This window comes from Streptomyces sp. CB02261 (assembly GCF_001905665.1).
In the GTDB taxonomy this organism is placed as follows: domain Bacteria; phylum Actinomycetota; class Actinomycetes; order Streptomycetales; family Streptomycetaceae; genus Streptomyces.
The window spans coordinates 428,925-447,109 of record NZ_LIVX01000004.1; the positions used below are offsets into that span (position 1 = coordinate 428,925).

An 18,185-nucleotide genomic window follows, 5' to 3' on the forward strand; every position below is an offset into this window, starting at 1 on the left:
GGTCAGCCCCCCAGCTTCTTGCGGTTGTGGCGGGAGACGAGCGCCTGGACGCCGCCGACGAGCAGCAGGAGCAGCAGCATGACCCAGGCGATGGCCGAGGCCTGGCCCAGCGCGCCGGTGATCCACCCCTTCTCGTACATCAGCAGGCTCAGCGTCTGGAACTGGTTGCCGCTGCCGCCGCTGATGCCGACGCTGCCGCCGAAGAGCATCGGCTCACCGAAGAGCTGGGTGGCGCCGATGGTGGAGACGACGATCGTGAAGAGGATCGTCGGCCGGATGGAGGGGATCGTGACGCTGATGAACTGGCGCCACCGCGAGGCCCCGTCCAGCGAGGCCGCCTCGTACAGGTCCTGCGGCACGGCCTGCATGGCGGCCAGGTAGATCAGCGCGTTGTAGCCGGTCCAGCGCCAGGTGACGATCACCGAGATCGCGATCTGCGCCGGCCACTTGGACGACTCCCAGTTCACCGGGTCGAAGCCGACCCAGCCCAGGACGCCGTTGATCATCCCGTAGTCGGTGTTGAACAGCTGGGCGAAGACCAGGGTCGCCGCCGCGATCGAGGTGGCGTACGGGGCGAGGATCGCGACCCGGAAGAAGCCGCGCCCGCGGAGCTTGTAGTTGAGCAGGTGCGCCAGGCCCAGGGCCATGAGCAGCTGCGGAACGGTCGAGAGCACCCCGATGGTGAAGGTGTTGAAGAGCGCGTTCCAGAAGAACTCGCTGGTCGCGAGGTCGGTGTAGTTCTCGAAGCCCTTCCACGTCGGGTCGCCGCCGAGCTCGACCCGGTTGAGCGAGAGCCAGCCGGTGTAGATCAGGGGGAAGAGCCCGAAGGCGGCGAAGGTGAGGAAGAAGGGGGCGACGAAGACGTACGGGATCGCCTTGAGGTCCCAGCGGTAGAGCGTGCTGCGCCAGCTGCCCCGGGAGGAGTGGCGGCCACGCTGGCCGGGGGAGGAGGGCGGTGCGGCGGGCGGCGGGGAGCCGTCGGGCCTCGCCCGAACGGAGGTGGCCACGGGGGCGTCCTTCCAGGTCGATGCGTGCGGTGGTGCGGACGGTGCCGGTCCGCCGCCGCCCGGGAGCGGCGGCGGACCGGCAGACGCCCCCGCTACTGGTCGATCTTGTCGTCGACCAGCTTCTTGACGTTCTCCCAGGCCTTGGCCGGGTCGGTGCCGCGCTGCTCGATGTCGAGGATGCCGTTGTCGGTGAGGAAGGTCTTCACCTGGCCGTCGTAGCGGCTGATGACGGCGGGCGTGATCCCGGCCGCCGCGCTGGAGAAGATCTTGCCGACGGGGGTGTCACCGAAGTACGGCAGCTTGGCGTCCTGGACGGTGGACGAGGTGAGCGTGTCCTTGGACGAGGGGATGTTGCCGTTCACAGCGAACACCTTGGCGTGCTGCTCGGGGGCCGTCAGCCAGGCGGCCAGCGCGGCGGCCTCCTTGGTGTGCTTCCCGGACTTCGGCACGGCGAGGAAGGCGCCTCCCCAGTTGCCGGCCACCGGCGGTGCGGCGATGTCCCACTTGCCCTGGTTGGCCGGACCCGCCTGGTCCTTGATGATGCCGGTCATCCAGCTGGGGCACGCGACGGTGGCGAACTTGCCGTTCTTGAAGGCCGCGTTCCAGGTGCCCTTCTCGTCGAACTGGCGCAGCTTGGCGGTGAGGCCGCCCTGGGCCGCCTTGACGGCGGTCTCCCAGGCCTTCTTCACGCCGGGGCTGTTCTCCCAGTCGAGTTCGCCGCTGGTGTTGGCGTACTGCACCGGGTCGCTGGAGACGACGGCGTTGAAGAGGCCGCTCGCCGAGTCGTGGAAGGCGGTGCCGGCCGGCGCGGCGGCCTTGTACTTCTCGCCGGTCGCGATGAACTTGGCCCAGTCGCCGGACCACAGCTTGCCGACGGCGTCGCGCTCGGTCGGCAGCTTGGCCTTGGCGAAGAGGTCCTTGTTGTAGCAGATGGCCATGGGGCCGATGTCCGTGCCGAGGCCGATGAGCTTGCCGTCGGCGGTCGTCGCCTGCTTGACCTTCCAGTCCAGGAAGTCCTCGGGCTTGGCGCCGCCCTCCTTGCCCAGGTCGACCCACTTGCCGGCCATGGCCGGTCCGGTCGCCTCGGCGATGTATCCGACCTCGACGGCCTGGATGTCGGCGAGGCCGCTGTTCTGGGAGAGGCGCAGCTTCAGGGTGTCCCAGTACTTCTGACCGTCGGAGACGTTCGACTCCTCGATCTTGATGTTCGGGTGGAGCCGCTCGTACTCGGCGTAGAGCTTGGCGCCGGTCTTGTTGTCGTAGCCGAAGGAACCGAAGGTACCGACCCGGAGCGTGATCTTCTCTCCGGCCTTGCCGCCGGTGCCGCCCTTGCCGTTGTCGTCGTCGCTGCCGCAACCGGTGAGCAGGGTCGTGCCGGTCACGACGACGGCGACCGCCGCGATCGCCGCACGGCGTCCGCGTCTGCTGCTGGAAGTGCGCATTCCACTCTCCTCGTCCAAGGTGGTGCTCGTTGTGCGCCATGAGGCCCGGCCGGCTGATCGCGGCTCGGCGGCGCCTGCCAGGACCTGATGCAAGGCTGTGCGCGTCCCGGATGGGAGCGCTCCCACGTCGTTGCCGGAAGGTTGCTGCCTGGCGGGTACGGGTGTCAAGACATGAACGCGGTTTCGTTACCGGAAGGTTTTCCGGGGGTTTCGCGGCTCGACGGCGCGGAGTTCGCGTCACCTCCTGAACGCACGCGCGTGGCGCGGGGGCGAGGAAGTGGACTACGGTGGGAGCGCTCCCACTGCTGCTTTCGTTCCTGGCGGGCCGGTGGTGAGCTGCGCGTTGTCCTACGAGGGGAGTTCGGGAGTTGTGAGCGGACGGCAGAGCGGCAGACCCACCCTGGAGCAGGTCGCCGCCAGGGCCGGGGTCGGCCGGGGCACGGTCTCCCGGGTGATCAACGGCTCCCCGCGGGTGAGCGAGCAGACCAGAACGGCCGTCGCCCGGGCCGTCGCCGAACTCGGCTACGTGCCCAACCAGGCCGCCCGCGCCCTGGCCGGCAGCCGCACCGACGCCATCGCGCTCGTCATTCCCGAGGCCGAGGCCCGACTCTTCGCCGAGCCCTACTTCCTCGACCTCATCCGCGGGGTCAGCGCCGAACTCGCCGAAGCCGACAAGCAGTTGCTGCTGACACTGGTCCGCAGCGAGCAGGAGCGGCAGCGCTTCGAGCAGTACCTCGCGGCCCAGCGCGTCGACGGCGTGCTGCTCGCCTCCGTCCACGGCGATGACCCGCTGCCCGACCGGATCAGGGACATGGGCCTGCCGGTCGTCATGAACGGGCGCCGCGCGGAGGCCGAGCCCGTGCCGTACGTCGACTCCGACAACATCGGGGCCGGGCGCGCGGCCGTCGCGCACCTCGTGGGACGCGGCCGGAGCAGGATCGCGACCGTCACCGGACCGCTCGACATGTACGTGGCGCGCGCCCGCCTCGGCGGCTACCGGGCGGGACTCGCGGAGGCCGGACTCGGGCCCGACGAGGCACTGGTGTCGACGGGGGACTTCACCGAGGAGGGCGGCCGGCGGGCCATGCGGGAACTGCTCGACCGCAGGCCGGACCTGGACGCCGTCTTCGCCGCATCCGACGTGATGGCGGCGGGAGCGCGCGGAGCGCTGCGCGACGCGGGGCGCCGGGTGCCCGAGGACGTGGCCCTGGTCGGCGTCGACGACTCGGCGGTGGCGCGGCTGATGGACCCGCCGCTGACGAGCGTGCGCCAGCCCATCGAGGAGATGGGCCGCACGATGGCGCGGATGCTGCTCCAGGAGATCGCGGGCGCGCGGGACGGGGCCGCGGCCGTCCGCCGTGTCCTGCCGACGGAGCTCGTGGTGCGCGAGTCCTGCTGAGCGCGGGCACGCCGTGGCGTGCCCGCGCTCGCGCCGGACGGATCAGATGCCGCAGCTGGGGGCGGACCAGAAGCGGCTGCCGCGGTGGTCGAGGTGGGTGTGGTCGTCATGGCCGGCGTAGCCGGGCCCGAGGATGCCGTTGAAGCCGTGGTTCCGGGCCTGCTGCGCGAGCCGGCACAGCGAGTGCGGGCCGGAGCCGAGATCGGCCGCGTCCCCGTAGAGGTGGCGGCTCGACGCGGCGCCGCCGACCGCGTCGTTGCAGGCGTGGCTGCGGAAGCCGCTGGTGACCCGGATGGGTTCGTCGCCGAGGGCGTGGCGCAGCGCCTCCAGCTTCCACATGGTGCGCAGGGCGTTGGCCTTGGCGGTGGTGGCGCTCACCGCGCCGCCCGCCCAGGTGCTGTTGCAGTTGTTCAGTTCGGCGTAGGAGAAGTGGATGGGCGTGCAGTCGTCGTCCTGGAGCGCGTAGAGCTTCGAGAAGGTCGCGGGTCCGGCGACGCCGTCGGCGCCGAGGCCGTAGGCGGACTGGAAGCGCTGGACGGCGGCGACGGTGGCGGGCCCGTAGGACCCGTCGATCGCCAGCACGCCCCCGCTGCCGGGGTACCCGGCCACGCGGATCTGCAGCTGGGTCACGTCGGCGCCGGAAGCTCCCTGGGACAGGGTGCGCGACCAGGTGTAGCAGCCGTCCGCCCGGGCGGTCCCGGCGGTGGCGACGACGCCCGCCAGGCCGCTGACGAGGAGGGCGAGGACGAGGAGGAATCTGGGAAGGGGTGCGGGGAGAACGCGTCCGTGCATCGTGCGGGCCTCCGTCAGAGTGTTGATGTGCACCTGCCACGGGCAGAGTGGACGCTGCGGTATACGCGCGTCAACCACGCCGGGGCACTGCCAGTTGTCCGACCAATGACGGGCCGTCGGCGCGCGCGGCGGTGCCGCACCCGTCCCCCCGGACGGATGCGGCACCGCTGGTGCTCGGGTTTCCCGGTCGGCCTACAGCGCCGGGTACGCGTTCTTCATGAGCTCCTGGAACTGGGCCGAGAACCACTGGCCCGAGATCGGGGCGTCCGGCAGCGCGCCCGACATGCTGTTCCCGTTACGGGCGTTGCCCGTGTAGGTGGGGTCGCACATCCGGTCGAAGCCCTTGCCCTCGTTGTTCGGGATCTCCTTGGAGGCGCCGTCGGACTCGCCCGGCGGCTTCATCCAGACGTACGCGTCGATGCCCGCGGCCGGGGCCGCCGTGGGTCGTTCGCCGAGGCCCGCGCCGGACTGGTTGCACCAGTTGCCGAGGTGGATGCGGCGGTCGTACTTGCCCCCGTTGACGTAGGTGTCGACGCTGGTCAGGGCGCCCGGGCCGGTGGGCCGCTGGGTGCCGCCCCAGCCGTTGCGGGAGGTGTCGATCAGCATGCCGAGGTTGCTGTCGAAGCCGAGCGAGACCAGCTTGGTCCGCATGGCCTGGGCGTAGGACAGCTCGTCGGTGTACCGGTTCCAGTCGACCCACTTCGACTGGCGCACGGAGACGCCGTTGACGGAGTCCTCGATCTTGAAGTTGTTCTCCTTCAGGGCGCTGTAGTTGGCGGTGTTGACGATGAAGCCGTGGACGTTGGAGACCGTGGAGCCCTCGGCCGTGGCGGCCTGCTTGAACAGCTCGGCGGAGGCGCCGAAGTTGTCGTCCCAGCCGAGCCAGCCGTGGTGGCCGGCGTCCACGTAGTTGTAGACGTTGCCGATCGAGCCCAGCTTCTTGAGCGCGTAGCCCACGCCGGTGATGTAGTTGCCGTTGGCCTTCATGACGTCACAGTTGGGCGTGGCCGTCGGGCGGCCGGAGACGTTGGTGACCAGGTTCGGCAGCGAGTCGATCTCGACCGTGGTGACGATCCTCAGGCCCGCGTACTTGGGGTCGCCGAGGATCGCGGCGATCGGGTCGATGTACTCGGTCTTGTAGCGGCCGATCTCGGTCGGGCCGAGCTCGCCGTTGGAGGCGAGCGCGGCACAGTCGCGGCCCGGCAGGTTGTAGACGACCAGCTGGACGACGAGCTCGCCGCTGCCCTTCTGCTTCAGGGCCTCGTCGAGGTGGGCGCGCAGACCCATGGAGGTGGCGGAGCCGTTGATGGCGGCGATGCGGTCCAGCCAGACGCCGGTGGGCTGGCCGGAGATCCTGGTGCCCCCCGGCTCGGCCGCCGCCTTCGCGGACCATTCGGGGTTCACGTACACCTTGGCGCCGGCGTACGGGTTGTCCGCCTTGGTGCCGGCCGGCGGCGGGGTCGTCGGGGGAGTGGTCGGCGGGGTGGTCGGGGGCTCCGTCGGCTCGGTGGCCCCGTTGCAGACGACGCCGTTCAGCTTGAAGGTCGCGGGCACGGCGTTGGTGCCGCTGTACGAGCCGTTGAAGCCGAAGGAGGTGGAACCGCCGGTGGCCAGGGTCCCGTTGTAGGAGACGTTCTTGGCGGTGACGGCGGCGCCGGACTGGGTGATGGTGGCGTTCCAGCCCTGGGTGACCTGCTGGTTGCCGGCGTAGGTCCACTCCAGGGTCCAGGCGGAGACCGGGTCACCGGTGTTGGTGACGGTCACGTTGGTCCCGAAGCCGGTGCTCCACTGGTTGGTGACCTGGTAGGTGACCTTGCAGCCGGGGGCGGCGGCGCCGGCGGTGGCGGTGCCGAGGACGGTGGCGGTGGCCCCGGTGGCCGTGATGAGGCCGAGGGCCGCCAACAGGGCGGTGCGGCTGGTGCTACGGGTGCGGCTCATGCGGGTGGGGATTCCTTTCAGGGGGTGCGGGCGCGCAGGTGGTCGCGCAGCCCGATGCCGAATGCGGTGGGAGTGCCGTCGTACGAACTGATCAGGGCGGGACCCGAGGCGCAGTTCCAGGTGTTCCAGGTCCAGCCCAGGTACGAGAGGCCGCGGTCGTCGAACCACTTCATGACGCGGTCGACGAACGCGTGTCCGCAGGTGTTCTCACCGATCTCGCCCGCCAGCAGAGGTACCTGGGCGGCTACCGGGGCGAGGGTGTCGTTCCAGCACGTCTCGGTGGAGCAGGTGTTGAAGTTGTAGACGTGCCAGGCGGCGGCCAGATTCTCCGCCGGGTCCGTGGGGCGGTACGTGAGCCACTGGCTCAGGTCGTTGGAGTACGCGATGCCCGGGACGAGGACGAGGTTCTTCGCCCCCGTCGCCCGGACCGCGTCCACCAGGTCCTGCATGCCGGCGACCTCGTAGCCGATGCCGGGGCAGGTGCCGCCGTCGCGCCAGCAGGACCAGGCCTGTGCCGCGGTGGAGGTCGCCCGGTCCGGATAGGGCTCGTTGAACAGGTCGAGGACGACCCGCTCGTCGTGCTTGAAGGTGTTCGCCACCGAGGTCCAGAAGGCCGGGGTGTACCGGGCGTTCGGCATCGGCTTCTGGCAGGAGGCGTGCGCGTCGGAGCAGCCGGCCGAGTTGCCGGTGTACTGGCCGTGGGTCCAGTGCAGTTCGAGGACAGGGGTCATGCCGTGGGCGAGGACCCTGGTCACCAGGTCCTTCACGGCGTTCGTGTAGTTCGCGCCGCGGTACTCGGGCTTGATGTTGTCCAGGCCGAGCCAGCACTCCTCGTTGAGGGGGATGCGGACCGTGTTGGCCTTCCAGCCGGCGATCGCCTTGATCGAGGCGTCGTCGACGGGACCGTCCCAGATGCCGTGGCCCTGGACGCACATGAACTCGCCGCCGGAGCGGTTGACGCCGAGCAGGCGGCGGACCGCGCCGTTCTGGTCGACGAACTTGTTCCCGACCACGCCGAGTTCGGGCGCGCCGGTGACCGGGGTCGGCGGGGGAGGAGTCGGAGGGGGCGTCGGGGGAGTGGTCGGGGGAGTGGTGGGCGGTTCGGTCGGGGGACTGGTGGGGTCGGTCGGGGTCGGGGTCGGGGTCGGGGTGCTCCCGTCCGTGGCGCAGGGCGTGCCGTTGAGCGTGAACGCGGTGGGCGCCGTGTTGGCGCCCGACCAGGAGGCGATGAAGCCGCCCGAGACCTTCGCGCCCGTGCCGAGCGCGGCGTTCCAGCTCTCGTTCACGACCGTGACGTCCGTGCCGGACTGGGACCACTTTCCGCCCCAGCCCTGGCTGACGACCTGGCCGGCGGGGAAGCCGAAGCCGAGGCTCCAGCCGTTCAGCGCGGAACTGTTGTTGGTGACGGTGACGGCACCCTGGTAGCCGCCGGCCCACTGGCCGACAACCGAGTACTCCACCGTGCAGACGGGTGCGGCCGCGGCTCCTGAGGCCGTACCCATGAGGGCGAACGCGGTGCTCGCCATCGCGAGCGCCACTCCGGAGAGCAGCGCCGACAGGCGTGGGGGATGTCGCATGAGCGAGTCCTCGCAGCGAGGGCACACCCTGACGGTGCGCCGGCCGGACGGATTCGCTCCCACTGGTCGGGCAGACCGTAGCGGCAACTGACGCCAAGCAAAAGAGGGGTTGGGTAAATTCCTTCGTCGATTGCCTTCGACTCTTCGCGCACCTTGACGCCGTTGCGTCCCAACTGCACAGTGGGAGCGCTCCCACTGGTTCAGAGCTTGTCTCCATGCACCTTCCGCTCTTCGCTCCCCCGCCTCACGAGCCGCGAGGAGAACAACCCGCATGCCACGCCCACGAGCAAGAACGAGACCGCGCCGACCGCTGACCGCCCTCGCCGCGGCGCTCTCCCTCCCCCTCGGCCTGTTGGCCGTCGGCGCCACCACCGCCCAGGCCGCCGCCGTCCAGTGCAGCGTCGACTACAAGACCAACGACTGGGGTTCGGGCTTCACCGCCGAACTCACGCTGACCAACCGGGCCACCACGGCCCTCGACGGCTGGACGCTCACCTACTCCTACGCCGGTGACCAGAAGCTCACCAACGGCTGGAGCGGCGTCTGGTCCCAGTCCGGCAAGAACGTCACCGTGACGAACGCCTCCTGGAACCGCACGGTCGCCGCCGGGGCGGCCGTCACCACCGGCGCCCAGTTCACCTACAGCGGGACCAACGCCGCACCCGCCTCCTTCGCCGTCAACGGCACCCCCTGCACGGGCGCGCACCAGCCGCCGGTCGCGGTCCTGACCAGCCCCACCGCCGGAGCCGTCTACAGTCAGGGCGACGCGGTGCCGCTCGCCGCCACCGCCGCCGCGGCCGACAGCGCCACCGTGGCCAAGGTGGAGTTCTACAGCGACACCACGCTCCTCGGCACCGACACCACCGCGCCCTTCACCCACAGCGCGGCCGGCCTCGCCACCGGGGCCCACTCCCTCTACGCCAAGGCCTACGACAGCCTCGGCGCCTCCGCCGAGTCGGCCCCCGTCGGCATCACCGTCGCCGCCGGACCCGCGCTCGTCGCCTCCCCGACCCAACTCGGCGTGCGCCAGGGCGCCACCGGCACCTTCGACCTGAAGCTCTCCACCGCGCCGACCGCGAACGTCACGGTGAGTGTTGCCCGTACCTCCGGCAACACCAACCTCACCGCGACCCCCGCCACGCTCACCTTCACCCCGGCGAACTGGAACACCGCCCAGAAGGTGACCGTCGCCGCCGCGGCCACCGGCACCGGCTCCGCCGTCTTCACCGCGTCCGCCCCCGGCCACGCCAAGGCCGAGGTGACCGTCGCCCAGCTGGCCGCGGACTCCACGTACGACGCGCGCTTCCTCGACCTCCACGGGAAGATCACCGCCCCGGCCAACGGCTACTTCTCGCCCGAGGGCATCCCGTACCACTCCGTGGAGACCCTGATCGTCGAGGCCCCCGACCACGGGCACGAGACGACCTCGGAGGCGTACAGCTACCTGATCTGGCTCCAGGCCATGTACGGCAAGATCACCGGTGACTGGACCAAGTTCAACGGCGCCTGGGACACCATGGAGAAGTTCATGATCCCCACCCACGCCGACCAGCCCACCACCGGCTCCTACAACGCCTCGAAGCCGGCGACGTACGCCCCCGAGTGGGACCTGCCCTCGCAGTACCCGGCCCGGCTCGACTCCGGCGCGGCCTCCGGCCCCGACCCGATCGCCGCCGAACTGAAGAGCGCCTACGGCACCGACGACATCTACGGCATGCACTGGATCCAGGACGTCGACAACGTCTACGGCTTCGGCAACGAGCCCGGGAAGTGCTCCGCGGGTCCGACGGCGACCGGCCCCTCGTACATCAACACCTTCCAGCGCGGCCCGCAGGAGTCCGTCTGGGAGACCGTCACCCACCCGACCTGTGACAACTTCACCTACGGCGGGAAGAACGGCTACCTGGACCTCTTCACCGGGGACGCCTCCTACGCCAAGCAGTGGAAGTTCACCAACGCCCCCGACGCCGACGCCCGCGCCGTCCAGGCCGCCTACTGGGCCGACCTCTGGGCCAAGCAGCAGGGCAAGGGCACCCAGGTCTCCGCGACCGTCGGCAAGGCCGCCAAGATGGGCGACTACCTGCGGTACGCCATGTTCGACAAGTACTTCAAGAAGGTCGGGAACTGCGTCGGCCCGACCGCCTGCCCGGCCGGCACCGGCAAGGACAGCGCCCACTACCTGATGTCCTGGTACTACGCCTGGGGCGGGGCCACCGACACCTCGGCCGGCTGGTCCTGGCGCATCGGATCCAGCCACGCCCACGGCGGCTACCAGAACCCGCTGGCCGCCTACGCCCTCAGTTCCTACGCCCCGCTCAAGCCCAAGTCGGCGACGGGCCAGGCGGACTGGGCGACCAGCCTCGACCGGCAGCTGGAGTTCTACCGCTGGCTGCAGTCCGACGAGGGCGCCATCGCGGGCGGTGCCACCAACAGCTGGCAGGGCCGCTACGCCACCCCGCCGGCCGGCACCCCCACCTTCCACGGCATGTACTACGACGAGAAGCCCGTCTACCACGACCCGGCGTCCAACCAGTGGTTCGGCTTCCAGGCCTGGTCGATGGAGCGGGTCGCCGAGTACTACCAGCAGACCGGTGACGCCGAGGCGAAGACCGTCCTCGACAAGTGGGTCTCCTGGGCGCTGTCCAAGACCACGATCAACCCGGACGGCACCTACCGCATCCCCTCCACCCTCCAGTGGTCCGGCAAGCCCGACACCTGGAACGCGGCCGACCCCGGTGCCAACGCCGGTCTGCACGTCACCGTCGCCGACTACACGAACGACGTCGGCGTGGCCGCCGCCTACGCCAAGACACTCACCTACTACGCGGCCAAGTCCGGCCACGCCGAGGCCAAGCGCGTCGCCAAGGCCCTGCTCGACGGCATGTGGGACCACCACCAGGACCCGCTGGGCATCGCCGTCGAGGAGACCCGCGCCGACTACAACCGCTTCGACGACCCGGTGTACGTGCCGAGCGGCTGGACCGGCGTCATGCCGAACGGCGACACCGTGAACAACACCTCCACCTTCGCCTCGATCCGCAGCTTCTACCAGGACGACCCTGCCTGGCCGAAGATCGAGGCCTACCTGGCGGGCGGCGCCGCCCCCGTCTTCACGTACCACCGGTTCTGGGCCCAGGCGGACATCGCCCTGGCCATGGGCTCGTACGCGGAGCTGCTCGAATAGCAGCCGCCCCGCTCGGAGACGCTCCGCGTACGACGAGACCGGGCGGACCCCGCGAGGGGCCCGCCCGGTCCCGATACGCCCCATGACCCGGCCCCGCCTGGACAGTTTCCCGAGCGGCCGCTTAGGGTCGGGGTCCGAATCACCGACGGGCACCGGACGCCCGGAGCACCGGGAATCTGCCGAGGAGCGCGCACGTGGTCACCCTCGCCGATGTCGCCCGCCACGCCGGGGTGTCGGCCAGCACCGTCAGCTACGTGCTGAGCGGCAAACGCTCCATCTCCGCGGCCACCCGCGAGCGGATCCAGCACAGCATCGACACCCTCGGCTACCGGCCGCACGCCGGGGCCCGCGCGCTGGCCAGCAGCCGGACGGGCATCCTCGCCCTGATGATGCCGCTCCGCACCGGTCTCTACGTGCCGGTCCTGATGGAGATCGCGATGGCCGTCACCACCACGGCCCGCTCCCACGGCTACGACGTCCTGCTGCTCACCGGCGAGGAGGGCCCCGAGGCCGTCCGCCGCGTCGAGGGCAGCGCCATCGCCGACGCCATGATCGTCATGGACGTGGGGATCGACGACCCCCGGCTCCCCTGCCTCCGGGAGGCCGCGCGGCCCTCCGTCCTCATCGGGCTCCCCACCGAGTCGGCCGAGGCCGCCGACACCGCCGGACTCGACTGCGTCGACCTCGACTTCGAGGCCGCCGGCGCCCGCTGCGTCGACCACCTCGCCGGGCTCGGCCACACCGGGATCGCCGTCCTCGGTGAACCGCCCGCCGTGTACGAGCGGGGTACGGGCTTCGCCGCCCGCACCCTCACCGGCCTGCGCGCCGCCGCCGGCGCCCACGGCGTCGGGCTGCTCCACCGGCCCGTCGACGGCACCTACGCGGCCGTCACCGCCGCCGTCACCCGGATCTTCGAGGAACGCCCCGGCACGACCGGCCTCGTCGTCCAGAACGAGGCCGCCGTCGAACCGCTGCTCGCGCTCCTGCGCCACCAGCGCCGCGCCGTGCCCGAGGACGTCTCCGTCGTCGCGATCTGCCCCGACCAGATCGCGCTCCACGCCTCCGTACCGCTCACCGCCGTGTCCGTACCCGCGCGGGAGATAGGGCGGCTCGCCGTCGAGCGGCTCGTCCGGCGGCTCGCGGGGGAGGAGCCCCGGGGTACGGAACTCATCGCGCCCCGCCTCACCGCCCGCGCCAGCACGGGGCCGGCCGCGCCCGGCGTCCCCTCCGCCCGCACCGAGGACCGTCATGGCCACGGCGGACACTGAGACCGGCGACAGCGCGGCGGAGTTCCGGGCCTTCTTCGAGCGCCACTACGCCGAACTCGCCCGGCTCGCCCATCTGCTGACCGGTGAGACCGACGCCGCCGACGACCTCGCCGCCGACGCCATGCTCGCCCTCTGGCACCGCTGGGACCGGGTCCGCGCAGCCGACCACCCCGCCGCCTACGCCCGGGGCGTCGTCGCCAACCTCGTCCGCACCCGGATCCGGGGCACCGTCCGTGAGCGGCGCCGCATCGCCGCGTTCTGGGACCGGCGCCCCGACCACACCGAGGACCCGGACGTCCCCGCCGTCCTCGACGTCCGGGCGGCGCTGCGGGCCCTGCCGTTCCGCAAGCGCGCCTGCGTCGTCCTCCGGCACGCCTTCGACCTCTCCGAGCGCGACACCGCCCTCGCGCTCGGCGTCTCGGTCGGTACGGTCAAGAGCCAGACCGCCAAGGGCATGGCGGAACTCCAGCGGTCGCTCGGTCCCCGGGCCGCCTCCGAACTCGCCGCGGGAAGGCGCTGATGGACGAGACACGGCTCCGCCGCGAGCTGCGGGAGGCGGCGCTCGCGCACCGGCCCGACCACGCCCGCATGCTCGCCCGGGTGGAACGCGGCCTCGCCGCGCCCGCCCCGGTGGCCCGGCCGCCCCGGCCCGCCGGCCGGTGGAGCGGCCGGCGCTGGACGGCGGTCGTCGCCGTGACCGCGGCCGTCGCCGCCGTGGTCGGCCTCGGCGGCCTCGCGGCGACCACCCTGGGGGAACGGCCCGCCGGGCCCGCCACGACGCTGCCCGCGCCCGGTCCGGTGGCGCGGGTGACCGCCTCGATCGCCCCCGGCGGCAACCGCTGGTGGGCGCAGAGCGAACTCGCCGTGACCACGGACACCCCGGTCGGCGGGCTCGCCGTCGAACTGCGGATCGCCCGCACCCCCGGCGTGGTGAGCACCGGCCACTGGCGCACCCGCCCCGCGGAGGACTTCACCGTGACGGTGACCGAGGAGGCCGGGGTCCTGGTCTACCGGTGGACCCTCAGGCCGGGCCGCACGGTCCCGCCGGGCCCCCATGTCTTCGCGGGCCAGTACAACCACGCCGAGGGGGTACGGGACGCCTCGGCCGACACGTACACCGTGGTCCTCACCGGTGGCGACGGCGGCCGGTCCACGCTGCGGGGCGGCTTCGGGGCCTCCCCGAAGTGACCGCCGGGGGTGCGGTCACGCGCCCGTCGTGGAGCCGGGGCGGACGATCATCAGGACGACGACGATCGCCCAGAGGAGGTTGAAGACGCCGGTGAGCATCGCCAGCCGGGTCGCCGTTGGCCGGGCCTGCTCCTCGGTCGAAGGGCCTTCGGCCAGGGCGAGCAGGCGCCGCTGGCCGGGCAGGACGGCCAGCCCGAGGAGGGCGGCGGCGATCGTGGTGAGGACGAGCGAGGCGATCAGCCAGGCGTCGGTCAGGACGCCGAGCCGGGCGCCCGTGGCGATCCCGAACACCGGCACGACGACCCCCGCGACGGCGTAGACGGAGCAGACGCGGTGCAGGAGCACGGCCGTCCCGAGCCCCTCCGGAGAGCCGTCCGGCCCCTCGCCGCGGCAGGCCCGCAGCGCCTGGCGCGGGAACATCGACGCGGCCACGGCGATCGATCCGACGGTGAGGATCGCCACCAGGACGTGGACGGACAGCAGGAACTTGGTCACGGCACGGGCCTCCGGCTCGGTTCAATATGTTGGCTGCCAATACGTACAGCGCCAATACATACACTGCCTACCTGTCTCTTGGGTAGGCTGCCCCCATGAAGGCGGATGCGGTGCGAGGGCACCTCGACGGACTGTTGCTCGCGGTGCTCGAACCAGGCCCGCTGCACGGCTACGCGATCATCGCCGCGGTGCAGCAGCGCAGCGGCGGTGTCCTCGAACTGCGCACGGGCACGATCTATCCCGCGCTGAACCGGCTGGAGCGGACCGGTCTGCTGAGCAGCAGCTGGCAGTCCTCGGGCGAACGGCGGCGGCGGGCCTACGAGCTGACCGACGCGGGCCGCCGCACGCTGGCCGGCGAACGGACCGCGTGGAACGAGTTCACCGCCGCGATCGGCTCGGTCCTGAACCCCGTCACGCCGCCGCCCGGGCTCGCCACATGACCGCCGGCGTCGAGGGCGACACCGACCTCGTCCGGGAGTACGCCGATGACCTCGCGGCCGCCCTGCACGGACCGGCCCGCGCCAAGGCCCGCATGGTCGAGGAGATCCGCGGCGGCCTCCTGGACACCACGGACGCCCACGCCGACCGGGGGCTGCCCCGCCGCCACGCGTTCCGGGCGGCGGTACGGGAGTTCGGGACCGTCGACGAGCTCGTGCCCGGCTGCCAGCGGGAGCTGACGCTCGCCCAGGCCCGGCACACCGCCCGGTCCGTCGCCCTCACCGCACCCGTCCTGGTCGCCTGCTGGTTTCTCGCCGGCGCCCACGACCCCGCACCGTCCGGCCCGGTCTCCCGCGCCGCCCAGCTCCTGGCCGTGAACGCGGCGGGCGTCGCGGTGGTCGCCACCCTGCTCGCCGGCGCGACGCTCGCCGTCACCGGCGCCTTCACCGGCCGGACGCCCACGCCGCGCCGCCTGCCGCTCCTGGTCGCCTGGACCGGTACCACCGCCGGCATCGCCATGGCGGTCACGACGCTCGCGCTGGCCACCGCCGCCGCCCTCGCCGAGAACCGGCCCCTGCTCGCGTGCGCCGGCGTCCTCGCGGCCGCCTCCCACGCGGCGGTGGCGGCCTCGGCCCGCGCCTGCCGCCGGTGCGCCCGCCTGTCGGCGCCGAAGTCCCGGTCCGTCCCCGCGCATTGACATCATGAGTGCGTGAATCTTCGTGATCTTGGTGTTGGAGTCGTCCCAGGTCACGCTGACACGCTGAGGCCATGGACATCTTCAGGACGACCCACGGCGCGGTGCGGGGCTTCCGGGCCTCCGCCGACGTCGTCGCCGTACTCGGCATCCCCTACGCCGCCCCGCCGTTCGGCCCCGACCGGTTCCGGGAGCCCGCCCCGGCGTCCGCGTGGACCGGCGTACGGGACTGCACGGCCTTCGGCCCCATCGCCCCGCAGTCGGCCGAGCTGCCCGGCTCGCCCGCGTGGTCACCCGGCGACGAGGACATCCTCACCGTCAACATCTGGACGCCCGCCCCGGACGGCGGCGCCCTGCCCGTCCTGGTCTGGATCCACGGCGGCGCCTACACCTTCGGTTCCTCCGCCCAGCCCGACTTCGACGGCGACGCGCTCGCCCGCGCCGGTCTGGTCGTCGTCACCCTCAACTACCGCATCGGCTTCGAGGGTTTCGGCCACATCCCCGCCGACGGCACCACCGCCCACCCCGACAACCGGGGCCTGCTCGACCAGATCGCGGCCCTGCGCTGGGTACGGGAGAACATCGCCGCGTTCGGCGGCGACCCCGACCGGATCACGCTCGCCGGACACTCCTCAGGAGCCGCCTCCGTCGCCTGCCTCATGGTGATGGACCGCGCTCGCGGTCTGTTCCGCCGGGCCGTCCTCCACAGCCCCGCCAGCCCCTGCTACCCCCTCGACGTCGCCGTCGCGACCACCCGCGAGGTGGCCGCGGCGGCCGGCTGCGCCGCCACGCCCGAGGGCCTCGCGTCCGCGAGCCCCCAGGCCCTGGTCCTCGCCTCCGACGCGGTCGTCGACACCTACCGGCGCGATCCGTCCTCCGGCTCCCGGCACTACGACCCCGGGCTCTACGCCCCCGTCCTCGACGGCGACGTCCTGCCCACCGACCCCCTCACCGGGATGGCCGCGGGACTGAGCCGGGGGATCGACCTCCTGGTCTGCCACACCACGGAGGAGTACCGGCTCCTCGACGCCGTCGGCAGCAGCGCCAAGGTCACCACGGAAGAACAACTGGCCCGCTTCGCAGGAGACTTCGGCCTCCCCGACGGCCTCCCCGCCGGCTACCGCGCCGCGCTGCCCGGAGCGCCGGTGCTCGACGTCTACCTCGCCGTCTTCGGTGACCTCCTGTTCGTCGAGTACGCCCACCGGCTCGCCGAGCGGCACGCCCGCGCCGGCGGCCGGACGTTCCTCGCGCGCTTCGACCGCCGACGGCACGGCCCGGACGGGGCCGTGCGGGCCTGGCACTGCGCGGACATCCCCTTCGCCTTCGGCAATGTCGGCACGGAGGCCATGGCCTTCCTCGTCGGAGGCGCCCCCACCCCCGAGGACCACGGGCTCGCCCACCGCATGGTGCGCGCCTGGGCCGACTTCGCGGCCACCGGGGACCCGGGCTGGCCGGCCGTCGACGACTCCGCCACCCACATCAGGACGTGGCGCACCGACCTCCGGCCGCCGACGTCCCCGCGGCGCCCCGCGCCCTGTGGGCCGAGGTCCGATTCCCCCTGCCGTGTCCGTGACAGGCGAGACCACCGGACCCCGCGCGGGGTCCGGTGGGGGGTGTCCCCGTCAGCGGCAGGGCCGCCGGGGGACCCAGTCGCCCAGGTACGCCGCCGCCGTCACGGTGGCCGCGTCGGCCGGGGTGAGCTGCGGACGGTTCTCCGGGACGCCGATCACGGCACCCGGACCGGAGTTGCGGTACTCGGCGAACCGCTGCTCCTGCCACGGGAACGTCTCCCGCATGTTCGCGTACGGGGCCACGGCGTCGACGCCCGCGCCGAGGACGCTGTCCCGGACGACCAGGGACGGCCGCGCGGTGAGGTCCGAACTGGGGACCCACGGCCGGGCCAGCTTGTAGAAGCCGTCCGGTGCCGAGCTGCTGACCCGGCAGCGGGCCGCCAGGAACCCGTACGGGTTCGCCCGGGCCGTGGACGGGGCGAAGACGAAACCGTGCGGCGCCGACGCCAGGTCCGGACGGAGCAGCGCCCGGAAGTGACAGTGCTCGAAGACGGCGGTGCCCCGGCCGAAGACGAAGTCGACGTCACCCTCCACGAAGCAGTGCGCGAAGTACTGGCGGGCGAAGGCGGACAGCGCCGTCGAGTCGGCGTACAGGGTGTCCTGGTGGCCGAGGAAGCGGCAGTGGAAGAAGGCCGACCGGTCCCCCTGCACCTTGAGGGCGACCGCCTGGGTACCGGGGTTCCCCGGGAGGTCGGTGCGGAGGAAGTCGTTGGCGAAGGTGACCCCCTGCGCGGTGAAGCCGTCCGCCTGGACGGTGGTCGTGGCGGAGCCGGAGGTGCCGTATGTGCCGCCCTCCGGCCGGGGCGTCCCGGCCGCGTTGGCGTACACGACGACGACGTCCCGGGGGTCCCCGCTCGCGCCGATCCAGGTCATGCCGGTCCGGGTGGCACCGACGGCGACCGTCTCCCGGTACGTGCCGGGGGCGAGCACCAGGGTCCAGCCGGGGCCGTCCGCGGCGGTGACCGCCGCCTGGACCGTCGTGTGGTCGCCGAGCCCGCCGGGGTGCACGTACAGCGTCCGCCCGGTGAGCCGGTCGGCGGGCGAACCGAACCGGCCGAAGGGGCGGCGGCGCGGCAGGGGCGAGGCCGCGGCGGGCGCGGCCGGCAGAGCGAGGGCGAGCGCGGCTCCGGCGCCGCCCAGGAGCAGGGAGCGGCGTCCTGGGACGGCTCCGACGGGGTACGGGGACATGCGG

14 protein-coding genes and 1 pseudogene are annotated in these 18,185 nt (G+C 72.4%); 8 read left to right on the forward strand and 7 right to left on the reverse strand.

Translation table 11 applies throughout. The features are described from left to right. Nucleotides 1-2 precede the first annotated feature (2 nt). Nucleotides 3-1,007, reverse strand: coding sequence for a carbohydrate ABC transporter permease (locus tag AMK29_RS15355; RefSeq protein WP_073813032.1), 1,005 nt, complete (start codon nt 1,005-1,007; stop codon nt 3-5). Between the two features lie 92 nt (nt 1,008-1,099). Beyond that, entirely contained in the window at nt 1,100-2,449 is a 1,350-nt protein-coding gene (locus AMK29_RS15360) for an ABC transporter substrate-binding protein (protein WP_073813035.1), read from the reverse strand. 370 nt (nt 2,450-2,819) lie between these two features. Between AMK29_RS15360 and AMK29_RS15365 the strand changes: the two genes are divergently transcribed. Then, nucleotides 2,820-3,848, forward strand: a complete 1,029-nt coding sequence (locus AMK29_RS15365) for a LacI family DNA-binding transcriptional regulator (RefSeq protein ID WP_073813038.1) — start codon at nt 2,820-2,822, stop codon at nt 3,846-3,848. A gap of 42 nt (nt 3,849-3,890) precedes the next feature. Here the strand turns inward: AMK29_RS15365 and AMK29_RS15370 are convergent, their stop codons facing one another. From AMK29_RS15370 to AMK29_RS15380, 3 genes are all read right to left on the reverse strand, one after another. Beyond that, complete coding sequence (locus AMK29_RS15370) at nt 3,891-4,640, reverse strand: D-Ala-D-Ala carboxypeptidase family metallohydrolase (protein WP_073813041.1); 750 nt, start codon at nt 4,638-4,640, stop codon at nt 3,891-3,893. Nucleotides 4,641-4,832: 192 nt separating this feature from the next. Continuing rightward, nucleotides 4,833-6,578, reverse strand: a complete 1,746-nt coding sequence (locus tag AMK29_RS15375) for a glycoside hydrolase family 6 protein (protein ID WP_073813044.1) — start codon at nt 6,576-6,578, stop codon at nt 4,833-4,835. Between the two features lie 17 nt (nt 6,579-6,595). Continuing rightward, nucleotides 6,596-8,155: a cellulase family glycosylhydrolase gene (locus AMK29_RS15380; RefSeq protein WP_079196894.1), complete on the reverse strand. Its 1,560-nt coding sequence runs from the start codon at nt 8,153-8,155 to the stop codon at nt 6,596-6,598. Between the two features lie 271 nt (nt 8,156-8,426). Here AMK29_RS15380 and AMK29_RS15385 point away from each other — a divergent pair, with 271 nt between their 5' ends. From AMK29_RS15385 to AMK29_RS15400, 4 genes are all read left to right on the forward strand, one after another. Continuing rightward, nucleotides 8,427-11,339, forward strand: coding sequence for a glycoside hydrolase family 48 protein (locus AMK29_RS15385; protein WP_073813050.1), 2,913 nt, complete (start codon nt 8,427-8,429; stop codon nt 11,337-11,339). 194 nt (nt 11,340-11,533) lie between these two features. Next, nucleotides 11,534-12,607, forward strand: a complete 1,074-nt coding sequence (locus AMK29_RS15390; RefSeq protein ID WP_073813053.1) for a LacI family DNA-binding transcriptional regulator — start codon at nt 11,534-11,536, stop codon at nt 12,605-12,607. Beyond that, complete coding sequence (locus tag AMK29_RS15395) at nt 12,588-13,127, forward strand: SigE family RNA polymerase sigma factor (protein WP_073813055.1); 540 nt, start codon at nt 12,588-12,590, stop codon at nt 13,125-13,127. Before AMK29_RS15390 ends, AMK29_RS15395 begins: the two co-directional genes overlap by 20 nt. Continuing rightward, entirely contained in the window at nt 13,127-13,795 is a 669-nt protein-coding gene (locus tag AMK29_RS15400; RefSeq protein WP_073813058.1) for a hypothetical protein, read from the forward strand. Before AMK29_RS15395 ends, AMK29_RS15400 begins: the two co-directional genes overlap by 1 nt. A 15-nt stretch (nt 13,796-13,810) precedes the next feature. Here AMK29_RS15400 and AMK29_RS15405 read toward each other — a convergent pair whose 3' ends face one another. Then, a complete protein-coding gene (locus AMK29_RS15405) occupies nt 13,811-14,290 on the reverse strand; it encodes a DUF2269 family protein (protein WP_073813060.1) in 480 nt (159 codons plus the stop codon). Nucleotides 14,291-14,385: 95 nt separating this feature from the next. On the opposite strand from AMK29_RS15405, the gene AMK29_RS15410 reads away from it, so the two are divergent. The 3 genes and pseudogenes from AMK29_RS15410 to AMK29_RS15420 all read left to right on the forward strand — a co-directional run bounded on the left by AMK29_RS15410 (nt 14,386) and on the right by AMK29_RS15420 (nt 16,995). Next, entirely contained in the window at nt 14,386-14,730 is a 345-nt protein-coding gene (locus tag AMK29_RS15410; RefSeq protein ID WP_073813064.1) for a PadR family transcriptional regulator, read from the forward strand. Next, nucleotides 14,727-15,425: a permease prefix domain 1-containing protein gene (locus AMK29_RS15415; RefSeq protein ID WP_073813067.1), complete on the forward strand. Its 699-nt coding sequence runs from the start codon at nt 14,727-14,729 to the stop codon at nt 15,423-15,425. Before AMK29_RS15410 ends, AMK29_RS15415 begins: the two co-directional genes overlap by 4 nt. Nucleotides 15,426-15,496: 71 nt before the next feature. Further along, a pseudogene (locus AMK29_RS15420) lies at nt 15,497-16,995 on the forward strand (carboxylesterase/lipase family protein). A gap of 49 nt (nt 16,996-17,044) precedes the next feature. Here the strand turns inward: AMK29_RS15420 and AMK29_RS15425 are convergent. Next, complete coding sequence (locus AMK29_RS15425; RefSeq protein ID WP_073813070.1) at nt 17,045-18,181, reverse strand: pectinesterase family protein; 1,137 nt, start codon at nt 18,179-18,181, stop codon at nt 17,045-17,047. Nucleotides 18,182-18,185: the final 4 nt, after the last annotated feature.